14 protein-coding genes are annotated in these 15,819 nt (G+C 71.9%); 8 read left to right on the top strand and 6 right to left on the bottom strand.

Translation table 11 applies throughout. The annotated features are described in order from the left end of the window. Positions 1–42 precede the first annotated feature (42 nt). On the bottom strand, positions 43–1,149 hold the full coding sequence (locus ACN6LB_RS12340) for a threonine synthase (RefSeq protein ID WP_445025848.1): 1,107 nt from the start codon (positions 1,147–1,149) through the stop codon (positions 43–45). Positions 1,150–1,327: 178 nt separating this feature from the next. Between ACN6LB_RS12340 and ACN6LB_RS12335 the strand changes: the two genes are divergently transcribed. The 6 genes from ACN6LB_RS12335 to ACN6LB_RS12310 all read left to right on the top strand — a co-directional run bounded on the left by ACN6LB_RS12335 (position 1,328) and on the right by ACN6LB_RS12310 (position 8,015). After that, positions 1,328–2,569 carry a DUF4190 domain-containing protein gene (locus ACN6LB_RS12335; protein ID WP_445025847.1) on the top strand — a complete coding sequence of 414 codons (1,242 nt, stop codon included), beginning with the start codon at positions 1,328–1,330 and terminating at the stop codon, positions 2,567–2,569. 147 nt (positions 2,570–2,716) lie between these two features. Next, positions 2,717–3,469 carry a GntR family transcriptional regulator gene (locus ACN6LB_RS12330; protein WP_356136785.1) on the top strand — a complete coding sequence of 251 codons (753 nt, stop codon included), beginning with the start codon at positions 2,717–2,719 and terminating at the stop codon, positions 3,467–3,469. 351 nt (positions 3,470–3,820) lie between these two features. Further along, a complete protein-coding gene (locus ACN6LB_RS12325) occupies positions 3,821–4,012 on the top strand; it encodes an SPOR domain-containing protein (RefSeq protein ID WP_356136787.1) in 192 nt (63 codons plus the stop codon). Between the two features lie 45 nt (positions 4,013–4,057). Continuing rightward, positions 4,058–4,459 (top strand): (deoxy)nucleoside triphosphate pyrophosphohydrolase, encoded by a 402-nt coding sequence (locus ACN6LB_RS12320; protein WP_356136789.1) that lies wholly within the window; start codon positions 4,058–4,060, stop codon positions 4,457–4,459. A gap of 212 nt (positions 4,460–4,671) precedes the next feature. Beyond that, positions 4,672–5,115: an ATP-binding protein gene (locus ACN6LB_RS12315; protein WP_356136792.1), complete on the top strand. Its 444-nt coding sequence runs from the start codon at positions 4,672–4,674 to the stop codon at positions 5,113–5,115. 305 nt (positions 5,116–5,420) lie between these two features. After that, positions 5,421–8,015, top strand: coding sequence for a SpoIIE family protein phosphatase (locus tag ACN6LB_RS12310; RefSeq protein ID WP_445025846.1), 2,595 nt, complete (start codon positions 5,421–5,423; stop codon positions 8,013–8,015). Positions 8,016–8,093: 78 nt separating this feature from the next. Here ACN6LB_RS12310 and ACN6LB_RS12305 read toward each other — a convergent pair whose 3' ends face one another. Then, positions 8,094–9,890, bottom strand: coding sequence for a TPM domain-containing protein (locus ACN6LB_RS12305; protein ID WP_445025845.1), 1,797 nt, complete (start codon positions 9,888–9,890; stop codon positions 8,094–8,096). 292 nt (positions 9,891–10,182) lie between these two features. On the opposite strand from ACN6LB_RS12305, the gene ACN6LB_RS12300 reads away from it, so the two are divergent. Beyond that, positions 10,183–11,424 carry a hypothetical protein gene (locus tag ACN6LB_RS12300; protein WP_445025844.1) on the top strand — a complete coding sequence of 414 codons (1,242 nt, stop codon included), beginning with the start codon at positions 10,183–10,185 and terminating at the stop codon, positions 11,422–11,424. Between the two features lie 88 nt (positions 11,425–11,512). After that, positions 11,513–11,833: a hypothetical protein gene (locus ACN6LB_RS12295; RefSeq protein ID WP_445025843.1), complete on the top strand. Its 321-nt coding sequence runs from the start codon at positions 11,513–11,515 to the stop codon at positions 11,831–11,833. Here ACN6LB_RS12295 and ACN6LB_RS12290 read toward each other — a convergent pair. Genes ACN6LB_RS12290 through ACN6LB_RS12275 form a run of 4 tightly spaced genes read right to left on the bottom strand, consistent with a single transcriptional unit; the run spans position 11,817 to position 15,655 of the window. Further along, the gene (locus ACN6LB_RS12290; RefSeq protein ID WP_445025842.1) at positions 11,817–12,584 is read right to left on the bottom strand and encodes a succinate dehydrogenase/fumarate reductase iron-sulfur subunit; all 768 of its coding nucleotides are present in this window, start codon (positions 12,582–12,584) and stop codon (positions 11,817–11,819) included. The genes ACN6LB_RS12295 and ACN6LB_RS12290 overlap by 17 nt on opposite strands. Next, positions 12,581–14,527, bottom strand: a complete 1,947-nt coding sequence (locus ACN6LB_RS12285; RefSeq protein ID WP_445025841.1) for a fumarate reductase/succinate dehydrogenase flavoprotein subunit — start codon at positions 14,525–14,527, stop codon at positions 12,581–12,583. Before ACN6LB_RS12285 ends, ACN6LB_RS12290 begins: the two co-directional genes overlap by 4 nt. Beyond that, entirely contained in the window at positions 14,527–15,348 is an 822-nt protein-coding gene (locus ACN6LB_RS12280; RefSeq protein WP_445025840.1) for a hypothetical protein, read from the bottom strand. The genes ACN6LB_RS12285 and ACN6LB_RS12280 overlap by 1 nt, the downstream gene beginning before the upstream one ends. Positions 15,349–15,367: 19 nt before the next feature. Next, a complete protein-coding gene (locus ACN6LB_RS12275) occupies positions 15,368–15,655 on the bottom strand; it encodes a hypothetical protein (protein WP_356136804.1) in 288 nt (95 codons plus the stop codon). Between the last annotated feature and the right edge of the window lie 164 nt (positions 15,656–15,819).

The following is a 15,819-nucleotide window of genomic DNA, read 5'->3' as shown; positions in this document are numbered from 1 at the left end:
ACTGCGGTACTGCCGAGCCCGAGATCGCGGGGCGTGACGGGCCTACGCCCGGGCCAGCCCCGTCTTCAACCCCGCCCCGCACAGCGGTACGACGGCGCTGCGTTCGCCGAGGGAGCCCTCCCGTACGGCTGCCCAGCAGGCGACCCCCGTCGACTCGACGTACAGTCCGCGCGAGGCCAAGTCCCGCTGGGCATGCCGGATCTGATCCTCCGTCACGGTCAGGAAGGCGCCGCCGGACTCGCGTACCGCGCGCAGGATCTGCCGGGCCCGCGGGGGACGCGGAATCGCGATGCCCTCCGCGAAGGTGGGCGCCATGGAGGTGACGCCGACCAGGTCGCCCGCTCCCGCGTCCCAGGCCCGTGCCAGCGGGGCGACCGCCGCGGCCTGGACGGCGTACAGGGCGGGCCGCCGGTCGATGAGCCCCGCCGTGTGCAGCTCGGCGACCGCCAGTGCCGCGCCCAGCAGCAGCGTGCCGTTGCCGACCGGCACGACGATCACGTCGGGGAGCCGTCCGCCGAGGTCCTCCCACAGTTCGTGGACGTACGTCTTCGTGCCGTGCAGGAAGTACGGGTTGAAGACGTGCGAGGCGTAGAACGTGCCCTCCTCGTCCGCCGCCTCCCGCGCCGCGGTCGCCGTCGCCTCGCGGTCGCCGTCCACGATGTGCAGCCGGGCCCCGTGCGCCCCGATCTGCTCCAGCTTCTTCGGCGACGTGCCGTCGGGGACGTAGACCGTGCAGGGCAGTGCGGCCCGTGCGCAGTACGCGGCGATCGCCGTGCCCGCGTTGCCGCTGCTGTCGGCGATCACCCGGCGGGGGCCCAGCCGCAGCGCCAGCTCGGCGAGCAGCACCGCGCCCCGGTCCTTGAACGACAGCGTCGGCATCAGGAAGTCGAGCTTGGCCGAGACGCCGTCCCTGAGCGGGACGAGCGGGGTGCGGCCCTCGCCGAGGCTGACCGTGGGGGCGGCGAGCGGCAGGCACTCCGCGTAGCGCCACAGGGAATTGACCCGTCCCGCAAGGGACTTGAGGGAGGCGGGCGTCGGCGAGAAGTCCAGGTCGAGCGGACCACGGCAGGCCGGGCAGCACCAGGCGAGCGAGCCGGCGGGGACGCGCGTGCCGTCCGTGGGGCAGAAGCAATCCGGCAAGGGAGTCATGAGCGCAGGGTAGATGCGCCGCGCGCCGCGGCTCCGGATCGGCGACCCGGCTCGCTGCGGGGAAAGGTCCCGTTTGCCGCCCGCATACCGTCCCTGCCGGCCGCGCGCTTACGATCTGCCCAGCAGTACGGCAGTCGTACGCCAGTTCTGCACCACCCGGACTAGGAGCAAGGTACCCGTGGCCATACCGCCGCCGCCCGGGCAGCAGCAGCCCGAAGGCTCGTACCCGCCGCCGTACCCGCACTACCCGCAGTACCCCCAGGGCGGCGGCCCCTACGACCAGGGCGGCCCGTACCAGCAGCCGTACGGAGGCACTCCTTACGCCCCCTGGGGGCAGGGCTACTCCCCGTTCAACCGGCCCGTGCCCGTCAACGGCCTCGCGATCTCCGCGCTCGTGCTCGGCATCCTCTGCTTCCTGCCCGCCGTCGGGCTGGTCCTCGGGGCCGTCGCGCTGCGCCAGATCAAGAAGCGGGGCGAGCGGGGCAAGGGGATGGCGGTGGGCGGCATGGTGATGTCGTCCGTCGGCGTCGTGCTGCTCGTCGTCGCGCTAGTCACCGGTGGCGCGCGCGACTTCTGGGACGGCTTCCGGGACGCGGCGGACGACTCGCGCGGCAGCGGCGGCTCCGCCTTCTCGCTCGACAAGGGCGACTGCATCGACGCACCGGGCGACGCCCTGGAGGGCATGGCGTACGACGTCGAGACGGTGCCGTGCAGCGGGCGGCACGACGCCGAGGTTTTCGCGAACTTCGAGATGGACGACGGGAGTTACCCCGGCGACAACGAGGTCACCGACGCCGCCGACGACAAGTGCTACACGCTCCAGGACACGTACGCGATGGACGTCTGGGCCCTCCCCGGCGACGTCGACGTCTACTACTTCACGCCCACCCGGCAGAGCTGGCGCCTCGGCGATCGCGAGGTCACCTGCATGTTCGGCAACACGGACGAGGCGGGCACGCTCACCGGCTCCCTGCGCAACGACGCCACGACGCTCGACGCGGACCAGGTCGCCTATCTGCAGGCCGCCCACCTCCTCAACTCGGCGATGAACTCGGCCCCCGACGAGGAGTACGTCGAGGACGACCTGCCCGGTCACAAGGAGTGGGCCGACCGGATGTCCCACGCGCTCACCGAGCAGACGGGCACCCTGCGCGGCCACACCTGGCCGGACGCCGTGGCCGGGCCGATGGCCGCCCTGGTGAAGAACATCGGCCTCTCGCAGGGGGAGTGGGCGAAGGCGGCCGACGCGAAGAACCCCGACGCCTTCTACGCCCACTACGAGAAGGCCATGAAGTACATCGACCCCCGAAAGACGGTCACCACACGCAAGGCTCTGGGCCTCGCCACCACCCCGCCGGCCTACGACGAGGACGGCGGTGACCAGAGCGGTGGTGGAGGCGACACCGGGATTGAGGTGTGACGGCGGCTATACCGGGGAGAAAGTGCCTGCGTAAAGCCCCCCGTGGGCACAAGTCATCACATCGAGTGATTCTCTGGCCTTTGCTTGCATGGCACAACCCACGGTTGCCAGGCTGTTGCTGTCTGTACAACCTGATGGGAGCGGCCAGTGACTTTCGGTGAGCAGCCGGCGTACCTGCGTGTCGCGGGTGATCTCCGCAAGAAGATCGTCGACGGCTCGCTGCCACCGCATACGCGGCTGCCTTCGCAGGCCCGCATCCGCGAGGAGTACAACGTCTCGGACACGGTCGCCCTGGAGGCGCGCAAGGTCCTGATGGCCGAGGGGCTGGTCGAGGGGCGCTCCGGCTCGGGGACGTATGTGCGGGAGCGGCCCGTGCCCCGCAGCGTCGCCCGTTCCGGGTTCCGGCCGGACAGCGGGGCCACCCCGTTCCGGCAGGAACAGGCGGACGTCGCCGCGCGCGGCACCTGGGAGTCGCACAGCAGGCAGGCCGAGGCGAGCGGCGCCATCGCCGAGCGGCTCGGCATCCAGCCCGGCGACCGGGTGATGTGCACGCAGTACGTCTTCCGGGACGGCGGCGAGGTGATGATGCTCTCCACCTCCTGGGAGCCGCTCGCGGTCACGGGGCGCACGCCGGTGATGCTCCCCGAGGAGGGTCCGCTCGGCGGCATGGGCGTGGTCGAGCGCATGGCCGCCATCGACGTCGTCGTGGACAACGTCACGGAGGAGGTCGGCGCCCGCCCGGGGCTCGCCGAGGAACTCCTCGCGCTGGGCGGCGTACCCGGGCATGTGGTCGTCGTCATCCAGCGGACGTTCTTCGCGTCCGGGCGACCGGTCGAGACGGCCGACATCGTCGTCCCGGCGGACCGCTACCGGATCGCGTACCACCTGCCGGTGAAGTAACCCGTCTCCGGGCTCATCTACCCGGTAAGCAGCCCGTATCCGGGCCAACCTGCCGGTAAGCAGCCCGTATCCGGGCCAACCTGCCGGTGAAGCAGCCCAGCTGTGCGGGTGAAGCAGTTCGCCCGCGCCTGAAGTCCCTTTCCCGCGCCCGCTGTTCGAAACCGACGGCACGCCTTGGCTTGTTGCGTACCTCTTTGTGAAAAGCCGTATTCGCTGCGTGAAGGTTAGGCGTAGGCTCGGGCATATGCGGATTGCGGTTTCCTTAGAGGGCGGGGCACTGGGGGTCCCTCCTGCTCGAACCCCGTGCGGAGCACGGGGCAGCGGGCCGGGGACGGGAAGTGGAGGGGCGCGATGAACGACGGCACGATCACTCTTCCCTGGCTCGTCATACGGCAGGACGACAACGGCAATCGCTACCGCGTCGGCAGGTACGCGACCAGGGCCGAGGCCCAGAAGATCGCGGACAGCCTCGACGACCGCGGACACAAGCAGCTCTACTGGGTCGAGAGGATCGCCCAGAACGGCAACGGCGCGGCCCGGTGATCGACCGAGCCCGGAGCCGGGCGGCGCTCCCGTAGGCTCCGGCGCATGACGGAACCGATCGTGGTGGTCGCGGCCGCCCTGCTCCACGGCGGACGCCTGCTGGCGGCCCGCCGCAGCGCACCTCCCGAACTGGCCGGACGCTGGGAACTGCCGGGCGGCAAGGTCGAACCCGGCGAGGCCCCCGAGGACGCCCTCGTGCGCGAGCTGCGCGAGGAACTGGGCATCGAGGCGGCGCCGATGGAACGCGTCGAGGGCGAATGGCCCCTCAGGCCCGGGTACGTCCTGCGGGTGTGGACCGCCCGGCTGCTCGCCGGCGAGCCCCGCCCTCTTGAGGACCACGACGAACTCCGCTGGCTGACCCCCGGTGAGATCTGGGACGTGGACTGGCTCGACCAGGACGTGCCGGCGGTGAAGAGCGTGCTGTCGGCGCTGGGTGCGCAGGCGTAGGAGCCGCGGTCGGGGCAGCAGGGGCAGGGGCCTGTGCGGGAACGCGGGCAGGTCCTGCGCGGGAACGCGGGCAGGTGGGGTGCGCGCAGGCGTGCGACGCGTGGCGCTCTCGTATGCGGGCAGGCGAGGGCATCTCGTACGCCGTTCGTGCCACAGTGCGCCCTCACGCGCGGTAAAGCGTCGTGCATATCGGGTATGTGCCCATTAACCCCATGAAACCGGGCGTGGGTGTGCTTCTGGCCTGGGAAGTGATCGGCGTGCCCTACACCGAAGGCGATCGCGCCGAGTGGACCTTTCCCGCGGAGCCCGGAGCCGTCCGCACCGCCCGTGCCGTCGTCCGGGGGCAACTGCGCGCCTGGGGCCTCGATGGCCTCGGTGACGTCACCGCGCTGCTGGTCAGTGAGTTGGTGACCAACTCCCTGCGGCATGCCTCAGGCCCCATCGGCGTACGGCTGATTCGGCCCGCGGCAGTGCCGGACGCCCTGCTGGTGGAGGTCTCCGACCCGCTGCCCGACCCGCCGCGCGAACGCGCTGCCCACCCCGACGACGAGAGCGGCCGCGGCCTCCAGCTCGTGGCGTGCTCGTCGCGGCGTTGGGGCACCCGGCCCGGCGACACCGGGAAGACGGTCTGGTTCGAGCTGGCCCTGCCCGGCTGAACGCCCCCCGCAGGCAGGGCAGCCGCGCGGGCGTCACGGCGGGGGCGCGAGGAGCGCAGGGGGGCGTCGGTCCGGGGCGGGCGGCGACCGAGCGGTTTCAAGCCAGCAGGGGCAGCCGGAGTCTTTGGTTCGACTGGGCGTCACCTGGTTAGAAGACTGGGAGTATGTCGCGGCCGGTCCAAAAATGATCGGGACCGTGCTGTGATCGTGAACACCGTGTTGTGCGGCACCGTAGTGCTGGATACTGCGGGCAGCCGCCCCCGGTGACCGGTGCCGGACGCGGTGAGCTGGAGGGGACGGTTCGCGTGAGCGAGATACCAGCGAAGGCCACGGAGTCCGAGGACCCGTCGGACGGCGCGAGGGCTGACGCCGTGGTGGATTCCACCGCGGACGGCTCCGGGGATGCCGTGGGCGGGGCGGTGTGGCAGAGCAGCCCGCCCGGCTCGATCTACGACTACATCAAGGTCGCGTCCTTCTCCATCGGCGCGGACGGCCTCGTCGACCAGTGGAGCCTGCGGGCCGCGCAGGTCTTCGGCATTTCTGCCGAGCGCGCCGTCGGCATGGACCCCATCGAGGCGTTCGTCGCTCCGGATCTGCGCGAGCGCGGACAGCGCAAGATGGCGGAGATCCTCGACGGCCGGGAGTGGACCGGTGTGGTCCCCTTCCGCCAGCCCACCCCCGAAAGGGGGGAGGGGCTCGCCGAGGTCTATGTGATGCCGACCACAACGGCGGACGGTGAACGGGGTGCTGTGTGCATCGTCGTCGACGTCCGCACGCTGCGCTCGATCGAGACCGACCTGGCCGCCTCGCAGGCGATTTTCGGTCAATCTCCTTTCGGTTTCCTGCTGATCGACGCCGACCTGCGGATCCGCCGCGCCAACGAACGGTTCGCCTCGGTCTTCGGAGGGACCGTCGAGGACCACCGCGGCCACTCCGTTCACGACTATCTGCCGCGCCCCGAGGCCGAGCGCGTCCGCGCCACGCTCCGCCGCGTCCTGGAGACCGGCGACTCCATCACGGACATGCACGTCACGGGCTTCGTGCCCGGCTCCGAGGAGCGCCGCCACTGGTCCGTCAACCTCTACCGCGTGCACAGCGGCACCGGCCGCCCCATCGGGATCGCCTGGCTCGGCACCGACATCACCGCCCGCCGCGCCGCCGCCCGCGAAGCGGCCTCCGCCCGGCGCAATCTCGCCCTTCTGAACGAGGCGGGCGCCCGCATAGGCAACTCCCTCGACCTGGAGACCACCGCCCGCGAACTCCTCGACGTGGTCGTCCCGGGTTTCTGCGACCTCGCCACCGTCGACCTCTACCAGGGACTCCTGGCCGGCGACGAGGCACCGCCCGGGCTCGCCGACGGCAGCGCCGAACTGCGCCGCGTCGCGTTCGCCAGCGCCGTCTCCGACGCGCCCTTCGTCGGCGGGCCCGCGCCCGTCGCCCCGGGCGCCGTCCACCACTTCCCGTTCAACTCCCCCTGCGCGGACGCCCTGCGCACCGCCCGCCCCCAGCATCTGCCCGCCGAAGAAGGCGGCCTCATCCAGTCCACGCTCGCCGTGCCCATGGTCGCGCACGACACCGTCGTGGGCCTTGCCCAGTTCTCCCGTACGAAGGGCAGCGAGCCGTTCGGCGACCGCGACCGCGCCCTCGCGGTGGAGCTGGCGGCGCGCGCAGCGGTCTGTATCGACAACGCCCGCCTCTACCGCCGTGAGCACGAGCGCGCGCTGATCCTCCAGCGCTCCCTGCTGCCCCCGGGCGACCCGGAGGCCTCCGGCCTGGACATCGCCTGCCGCTACCTCCCCGGCAACGCGGCCACCGAGGTCGGCGGCGACTGGTTCGACGTCATCGAACTGCCCGGCCACCGCACGGCGTTGGTCGTCGGCGACGTGATGGGCCGCGGCCTGCGCGCCGCCGTCGCCATGGGCGAACTCCGCACGGCGGTGCGCACCCTGGCCCTGCTGGACCTCGAACCGGCGGAAGTCCTCTCCGCGTTGGACGAGATCGCCCGCGGCCTCGGCACCCCCGGCGGCGTCCAGCAGGCCACCCGCACCGCCCGCCAGCCCCGCGACGCCGACCTCTCCGAGGTGTACCTCGCGACGTGCGTGTACGCGGTCTACGACTCGGTGACCCGGCGGTGCACCTTCGCCAACGCCGGCCATCTGCCGCCCGTCCTCGTCGAGCCCGGCGAGAGCGCGCTGATGCTCGACGTGCCGCCGGGCATGCCGCTCGGCGTCGGCGGTGAGCCGTTCGAGGAGGTGGAGGTGGAGCTGCCGGAGGGTGCGCTTCTCGCCCTCTACACGGACGGCCTCGTCGAATCCCGCGACCACCCGCTGGACGAGGGCCTGCAAGCGTTCGTCGGCGCCCTGACCGACCCCTCCCAGCCGCTGGAGGACGTCTGCGACCACATCCTGAGCACGCTCGACACACACCACGGCGAGGACGACATCGCGCTGCTGATGGCACGTGTACAGGGGCTGCCCGTCGACTCGGTCGGCGACTGGACGCTCCCGCGCGAGCCGCGCAGCGTGGGCCGGGCCCGCGAGTACGCGCGAACGCGGCTGCAGTCCTGGGACCTCGAACCACTCATCGACACCACGGAGTTGCTCGTCAGCGAGCTGGTCACCAACGCGCTGCGCTACGGCGAGGGCGAGATCAGACTCCGGCTGCTCCTGGACCGCACGCTGGTGTGCGAGGTCTGGGACGCGGGGCTCGTCCAGCCGCGCCGGCGCCGGGCGCGCGACACCGACGAGGGCGGTCGCGGCCTCCAGCTCGTCGGGCTGCTCTCCGCGGCCTGGGGCTCACGGCGTACGCCCCGCGGCAAGACGGTCTGGTTCGAACTCCCGCTCCCTGACGGGGGGACGGGACTGACGGACCCGGCGGAGGCGTTGCTGAGCCTGTTCTAGGAGGCGTTGCCTTGAGGGCGAGGGGCGAGGGGCGAGGGGCGAGGGGCGAGGGGCGAGGGTGCTCGGGGGCTGTGCCGATCAGAAGCGTCCGCCGCCGCCCCTGCGTCCACGGGTCCCGGCCCCGCCGAAGCTTCCGGGCCCGCCTCCCTGCCGGGCGTGACCTGCGACTCCGGCTCCGGATCCGGCTTCGCCGAGAATGATTCCGCCGAGGACGGCTCCGCTCATGCCCCCGCCGCCGTGCCCTCCGGCCACCGTCCCGCCGTCGTACGGATTCCCGTACGCCCGCACATCCCGCTCGGCGAGCCGCAGCGCTTCCCGGGCCAGACCGCCGGCCTGCCGGGCGTCGGCGAGGGCGGCAGAGGCGTCGGGGGTCTCGGGGACGGTCGCAGCGGTTTCCGCCCGGGCCAGCCGCCGTTCCGCCTCCGCCAGCCGGGTGCGGGCCTCGCTCCCCACCGCCCCCCGGTGCGTCATGACGAAGTCCGACGCCGTGGCGACCGCACTGCCGGTGGTGACGAGGGAATGGCCGAGGAGGGCGAGCGCGCGCCGGCCGGCGTCCTCGCGGGCGCGGGCACCGGCGAGGGCCTCGTCGAGCGCGATGTCGGCCTGCTCGACGCGGCGAAGGGCGTCGATGGGGTCGTAGGGGCCCGAGTCCGTCTCCCGGCGTACCTCGGCGGTGACGGACTCGGCGCGGGCGATACGACCCTGGAGATCGCCCGGGGGTACGGCCGCTGCCGTGCCCTGGAGCAGGCCGCGGGCGTCCGCGAGGTCGGTCTCCGTACCGGTGAGCGCGGCGGGGAGTTTCGCCGCGGCCGTCGCGAGGTCGGCGGCCAGCCGGTCGACGGCGTCCAGGAAGGTGCCCGCCTGGTCGACGGCGCCCTCCGCGGCGCGCAGATGGACGGCGGCCTGCCCGTGGTCGTCCAGGTCGAGGGACTGCCGGGCCTGGTTGAGGTGCGTGGTGGCGAACACCAGCCGGTCCTTGGCCTGTTCGACATGGCCCGCGACGGACAGTGCCGCGGAAGGGGAGTACCGCTTGCCCAGGTCGGCCGGCGTCGCGGCGATGGCTCCGGCGCGCGTCGCCAGCTCACGGAACCGGGTCTCCGCCTGCTCCAGCGCCTGTGGCATGTCCCGTTCCAGGGCGCGCAGTTGGTCGAAGCCGGGGGCCTCCGCGTCCAGCCGCCGCTGCGCCTGCGCGCAGCGCGCGACGATCTCCTCCAGCATCCGCCGCCTGTCCGCGTCGTCCTCGGGGAGGGCGTCGTCGAGCCGCTGCCGCAGCCGGAAGGCGGCTGACAGCTCGGACTTCGCGTACGCGAGGGCCTCCGCGTACGGCGTGACGGCCTCCTCACCGAACTGAGCCGTGGCGAAACCGAGTTCCTCGGCGCTGGTGCGGATCGCGTCGTCGGTCTCGACCAGCGCCATTCCGGCTTGCCGGTCGAGTTCGGGAAGCGAGGCGACCGGTGGGATGCGGAGGTCCCCGCCCGGCGTCGTCCGCGTGCGCGCACGCCGCCTGCGCCGCAGATACGTGAACGCCGCGACGGCTCCCGCGGCGGCCACCACGCCCACAGGCAGAACGAGGTCGGAGGCGGCGGTCTCGTCCTCGCCGGGGTCGGCCTCGGCCGGTGTGACCGACTGCGTCGGCACGGGCTGTCCGGCGGCGACGGCGTCGATGCCGACGGGTTTCCGGTCGCCGAGCGCCCCGACCTTGCCGTAGACCTGGCCGTTGCGCGCGGGCGCCACCGGGTCGTCGGCTCCGGCTTCCGCGACGGGCAGCACCAGCCAGCCCACGGCCACGAGCCCCCCGAGCACGGCATGCGCCACCCGCACGGCTATGTGCGACGGGGCTCGGCGTGACCGGCTTCGGCTCAGGGGCGACGTCACATTTGGGAGCGTATGACCGCATGCGCGGCCGCGCGAGCGGGGTGCGCTGTCGGTGGGGACGCCTAATGTACGAGGGGAACGGGGGACGCGGGAGGACGTACGGGGGATGGACGTGGAGCGGATGGACGCCGGGGCGGGCACGGGGACGGGCGGCGGGACGCGCGCGACGGGGGAGGGGACGGAAGAACCGTCAGGGGCCACGGTGGCCTCTGACGCCCCCGACGCCCCCGACGTCACGGGGGCCGTTGGGACCAGCGAGACCGATCGGGCCGCTGCGACCGCAGAGACTGCTGTGCCCACAGAGGCCGCCGAGACCGCTGTAACCACAGAGATCACCGAGGCCACGGCGGCTACGGAGACAGCCGAGGCCACGGCGGCCACGGAATCCGCCGAGGTCACTGTGACCACGGACTCCGCCGAGGCTGCCGCGGCCACAAACGCCACCGAGCCCCGCACGGACACGCAGGCACCGGCGCGCCCCACCCGCACCCCCGCCTGGCTCCGCCCCCTGGCCCGTGTCTGGCGGGACCCCCGCCTCCGCTGGCCTCGGCGTGTCGCGCTCGTTCTCGTCCTGATCCTGGTCGTGCCGCTGCTCGCCGCCGGGATCGCCCTGCGCGTGAACTACGCGGGGGACCCGGCCCCCGGCACCCACACCAGGAACCGTGACGCCCTCTGGCTCGGGCACGCCTGGGTCGACGGGCGCAAAAGGGACGCGGACGTGAAGGCGCTCGGCACGCGGCTGCGGAGCACCGGCATACGCGACCTCTACGTGCACGCGGGCCCGCTGGAGCACAACGGCACGCTGCCCGAGTCGGCCTATCCGAAGGCGCGTTGGCTGATCGAAGCCCTGCGCACGGAGCTGCCCGGGGTAAGGGTGCAGGCGTGGCTCGGGGACGAACTCGCGAGCGAGGGGCCGACCGGGCTGCGCCTGGAGCGGGCGGCGACCCGGGCGGCCGTCGTCCGCTCCACCCGGCAGATCCTGGCCGCGGGCTTCGCCGGCGCCCACTTCGACCTGGAGCCCCTGCACTCGGGCAACCGCGACTACCTCTCCCTCCTCGACGACCTGCGCCGCGTCACCCGGGCCGCCGGAGCGCAACTCTCCGTCGCCGCCCACCAGATCGACCCCCTCCCGGCCGCGAACTCGATTCGTGGCGCGCTCAGCGGACACCCCAAGTGGTGGTCCCAGTCGTACTTCGGCCAGGTCGCGCGCCGTGTCGACCAGATAGCCGTGATGTCGTACGACACCGCGATGCCACTGGAGAGCCTGTACGGCGGATACGTCGCCCAGCAGACCTCCCTCGCCCTCGAGGTCACCCCGAAGTCGACGGACCTGCTGATGGGCCTGCCCTTCTACTACGAGGACAACCTGAGCCACCACGGGAACGCGGAGACGGTCGGCGCAGCCGTCCGCGGCGCCCGCCTCGGCCTCTCCCGCACGGACCGCACCCGCGAACACTTCGGCCTCGCGCTCTACGTCGACTTCGCGGCCAGGGAGTCGGACTGGGCGGCGTACCGGGCGGGCTGGGTGTCGTGACCGGGCCTCGGGCGCGACGGACAGCTTCGTGTGTCATCATCCGTCCCACGAGCGTGCCCTTTCGGCGCGCGGGGGAACGGGGGGCCTGATGAACTGGCTCGCGGTGGCAGGGGCATTGGTCTTCACGGTGCTGGGGGCACTGGGCGTGGTGACCCTCACGACGGGCCGGGTGGCGCCATGGGGGCGCGGCCGGGTCGTGCGGCCGAGGCTGTGGGGTTACGGTTCGCTGGTCGCCGCGGTCGGCGGCGCGCTGTTCCTGTTCCTCGGTCCGCTCTCGGGACCGCCGCACGGCGTGCGCGGCGCCGTCGCATGGGGCGGCTGGGCCGTGTTCATGGCGGGCCTGATACTCCAGTACCTCGCCCAGCGCCCCGGCCGCCGCACCCCGCGACCCGCTAGGACCGCCTCCTGATCTTCGACCCCAGCCACACCAGTGGGTCGTACTTGCGGTCGACCGCCCGTTCCTTCAAGGGGATCAGGGCGTTGTCCGTGATCTTGATGTTCTCGGGGCAGACCTCCGTGCAGCACTTGGTGATGTTGCAGTAGCCGAGGCCGTGTTCGTCCTGGGCGGTCTTCTTGCGGTCGAGGCCGTCCTCGGCCGCCGCGTCCAGGGGGTGCATGTCCAGTTCGGCCACCCGCATCAGGAAGCGTGGCCCCGCGAACGCGCCCTTGTTCTCCTCGTGGTCACGTACGACATGGCAGGTGTCCTGGCACAGGAAGCACTCGATGCACTTGCGGAACTCCTGGGAGCGGTCCACGTCCTCCTGCATCATCCGGTACTCGCCGGGCCCCAGATCGGCGGGCGGCACGAAGGCCGGGACCTCGCGCGCCTTCGTGTAGTTGAAGCCGACGTCCGTCACGAGATCGCGTACGACCGGGAAGGCGCGCAGCGGTGTGACGGTGATCGTCTCCGCTTGGGTGAACACCGACATGCGCGTCATGCACATCAGCCGCGGCCGCCCGTTGATCTCCGCCGAACACGAACCGCACTTGCCCGCCTTGCAGTTCCAGCGCACCGCGAGGTCGGGGGCCTGGGTCGCCTGGAGACGGTGGATGATGTCGAGGACGACCTCCCCGTCGTTCACCTCGACCGCGAAGTCCTCCAGGCCACCGCCCTTGACGTCGCCCCGCCACACCTTGAAGCGGGCCTCGTAGCTGCTCACTCGTAGAGCTCCTCTTCGGCGAGGTACTTGACCAGCTCCTCCTTCTCGAAGAGGGCAAGCAGGTCGGGGCGGATGGGGTCGGTGGTCTCCCGTACGAGGTCGATCTGCCCGCGTACCGGGTCGGTGGCCGCCAACCCGCCGGTCGGGTCGGTCAGTTGGCACAGCAGGTTGACGCGGCGCCAGGCGCGGTCCATCGCCGGATGGTCCTCGCGGGTGTGGCCGCCCCGCGACTCGGTGCGCTCCAGCGCGGCGCGCGCCACGCACTCGCTCACGAGCAGCATGTTGCGCAGGTCGAGGGCCAGATGCCAGCCCGGGTTGAACTGACGGTGGCCCTCCACCCCCGCCCGGCGCGCCCGCACGCGCAGGTCGGCGAGTTTCTCCAGGGCCTGCGCCACCTCGGCCTCGCGGCGGATGATGCCGACCAGGTCGTTCATGGTCTGCTGGAGTTCCTGGTGGAGGGTGTACGGGTTCTCGGGCGGGCGTCCGTTCTCGGCGCCGGGTTCCGGACCCTCGGCCGAGAAGGGCCGCAGCGCCTCCGCCGCCGCCGTGTCGACCTGGGTTTCGTCCACACCGGGGCGGTCCGTGGCGGCGACCCCCGCCGCGTACTCGGCCGCGTGCCACCCGGCCCGCCGCCCGAACACCAGCAGGTCGGAGAGCGAGTTGCCGCCGAGCCGGTTGGAGCCGTGCATGCCGCCCGCTACCTCACCGGCCGCGAACAGGCCGGGCACGCCGCGTGCGGCCGCCGTGTCCGAGTCGACCGCGATGCCGCCCATCACGTAGTGGCAGGTCGGCCCGACCTCCATCGCCTCCGCGGTGATGTCGACGTCCGCCAGCTCCTTGAACTGGTGGTACATGGACGGCAGCCGGCGCCGGATGACCTCGGCGGGCATTCGCGTGGACACGTCCAGGAAGACACCGCCGTGCGGGGTGCCGCGGCCCGCCTTGACCTCGGAGTTGATGGCGCGGGCGACCTCGTCGCGGGGGAGCAGCTCCGGGGGACGCCGGTTGTGGTCCGGGTCCTCGTACCAGCGGTCTCCCTCCTCCTCCGACTGCGCGTACTTCTCCTTGAAGACGTCGGGGATGTAGTCGAACATGAACCGCTTGCCCTCGGAGTTGCGCAGCACCCCGCCGTCGCCGCGCACCGACTCGGTGACGAGGATGCCCTTCACCGACGGCGGCCAGACCATGCCCGTCGGGTGGAACTGCACGAACTCCATGTTCAGCAGCGGCGCCCCGGCGAGCAGCGCCAGCGCGTGCCCGTCGCCCGTGTACTCCCACGAGTTCGACGTCACCTTGAACGACTTGCCGATGCCGCCGGTGGCGATCACGACCGAGGGCGCTTCGAGGACGAAGAACCGGCCGGATTCCCGCTCGTAGCCGAAGGCGCCCGAGACCTGTCGCCCGTCCTTCAGGATCCGTGTGACGGTGCACTCCTGATACACCTTCAGGCGGCTCTCGTACTCGCCCGTCTCCCGATAGTCCTCCTGCTGCAGCGAGACGATCTTCTGCTGGAGCGTGCGGATGAGTTCGAGTCCGGTGCGGTCGCCGACGTGCGCCAGCCGGGGGAACTCATGGCCGCCGAAGTTGCGCTGCGAGATCCGCCCGTCCTTCGTACGGTCGAAGAGCGCGCCCCAGGTCTCCAGCTCCCAGACCCGGTCCGGGGCCTCCTGCGCGTGCAGTTCGGCCATCCGCCACTGGTTGAGGAACTTGCCGCCCCGCATGGTGTCGCGGAAGTGGACCTGCCAGTTGTCCCCGGAGTGCACATTGGCCATGGCGGCCGCGATGCCGCCCTCGGCCATCACCGTGTGCGCCTTGCCGAACAGCGACTTGCAGATCACCGCCGTACGGGCGCCGCGCTCCCGCGCCTCGATGGCCGCGCGCAGTCCGGCGCCCCCGGCGCCGACCACGACGACATCCCACTCCTGACGGTCGACCACGGACATCAGAACAACCTCGGATCGTCAAAGGCGCCGGACGCGACCAGGTACACGTAGAAGTCGGCGAGCGCCACGCTCACCAACGACGCCCAGGCCAGCAGCATGTGACGGGCATTCAGCTTCCCGACCCACTGCCACATCCGGTAGCGCACAGGGTGCTTGGAGAAGTGCTTCAGCTTGCCGCCGACGATGTGCCGGCAGGAGTGGCAGGAGAGGGTGTACGCCCAGATCAGCGTGATGTTGACCAGGAACACCAGGGTGCCGAGACCCATGTGGCCCCAGTTGTAGTGCTCGTCGCGGAAGGAGAGCACGGTGTCGTACGACAGCACGCAGGCGACCAGGATCGCCGCGTAGAAGAAGTACCGGTGGATGTTCTGCAGGATCAGCGGGAAGCGGGTCTCGCCGCTGTACTTCTTGTGCGGCTCGGCCACCGCGCAGGCGGGCGGGGACGCCCAGAAGCCCCGGTAGTAGGCCTTGCGGTAGTAGTAGCAGGTCAGCCGGAAGCCGAGCGGGAAGATCAGGATGATGATCGCTGGGGAGATGCCCCACCAGCTCCCGAAGAGGTCCGCGTTGGGCCCGGCGTGCATGGTCCGGCAGCGCTCGGCCAGACAGGGCGAGTAGAACGGTGAGACGTAGGGCGCCGCGTAGTAGTTCGTGTCCGCGAAGGCCCGCCACGTCGAGTACACGACGAAGGCCAGCAGCCCGGCCGCGGTGACGGCGGGCGCCAGCCACCAGCGGTCCGTCCGCAGATGCGGGGCGGCGATCGCGGCACGCGTACCGGACCGTACGCCGCCGCTGTTCAGATGGGGTTCCGTACCAGTGGCCAACGGGAGACTCCGGTCGGGTTCAGGGGGCGTGCCGGTCTCGGGCGCCGAGTCCCTCGTCGTCCGAGTCCGTCCACAGGCTGTTGTCGTACGGGGTGTCGGGGATGGACAGGAGGTCGGGGCGCCGGGGCTGGGCCGGCACCGGGGCGCCCTCGCGCAGCAGCGCGACGCTCTCCCGCAGGTGATCGGCGTCTGCGCGCACCCGCCGCATCTCCAGGCTCGCGCCCAACTGCTGTTCCAGGCGCCCCACGGACCTCGCCAGGTCGTCGAGACAGCGCTGGACTGATGTCAATTCGTCGTGCACGGACATGACTTGCCCTCACTTCCGCGGACCCCTCGGTCCAAGGCGGCAACGTTCATGCGCCTGCGAGTGTCGCGCGTCACACCTGCCGGTGGGAAGCGGTGTGCACGGATTGGCCGGGAGCGTTGGTGCGCGCCCCCGGCCCCTGTACCGGGGGGCTGCGCCCCCAGGCC

Source organism: Streptomyces sp. SAS_270 (genome assembly GCF_052543295.1).
This window is presented reverse-complemented; position numbering and strand designations above follow the sequence as displayed.

Bases quoted from the DNA above. Each gene is read 5' to 3' on its own strand.
- ACN6LB_RS12340 (WP_445025848.1), bottom strand. From the start codon at position 1,149: ATGACTCCCTTGCCGGATTGCTTCTGCCCCACGGACGGCACGCGCGTC.
- ACN6LB_RS12325 (WP_356136787.1), top strand. From the start codon at position 3,821: ATGAACGACGGCACGATCACTCTTCCCTGGCTCGTCATACGGCAGGAC.
- ACN6LB_RS12320 (WP_356136789.1), top strand. From the start codon at position 4,058: ATGACGGAACCGATCGTGGTGGTCGCGGCCGCCCTGCTCCACGGCGGA.
- ACN6LB_RS12315 (WP_356136792.1), top strand. From the start codon at position 4,672: ATGAAACCGGGCGTGGGTGTGCTTCTGGCCTGGGAAGTGATCGGCGTG.
- ACN6LB_RS12295 (WP_445025843.1), top strand. From the start codon at position 11,513: ATGAACTGGCTCGCGGTGGCAGGGGCATTGGTCTTCACGGTGCTGGGG.
- ACN6LB_RS12285 (WP_445025841.1), bottom strand. From the start codon at position 14,527: ATGTCCGTGGTCGACCGTCAGGAGTGGGATGTCGTCGTGGTCGGCGCC.
- ACN6LB_RS12275 (WP_356136804.1), bottom strand. From the start codon at position 15,655: ATGTCCGTGCACGACGAATTGACATCAGTCCAGCGCTGTCTCGACGAC.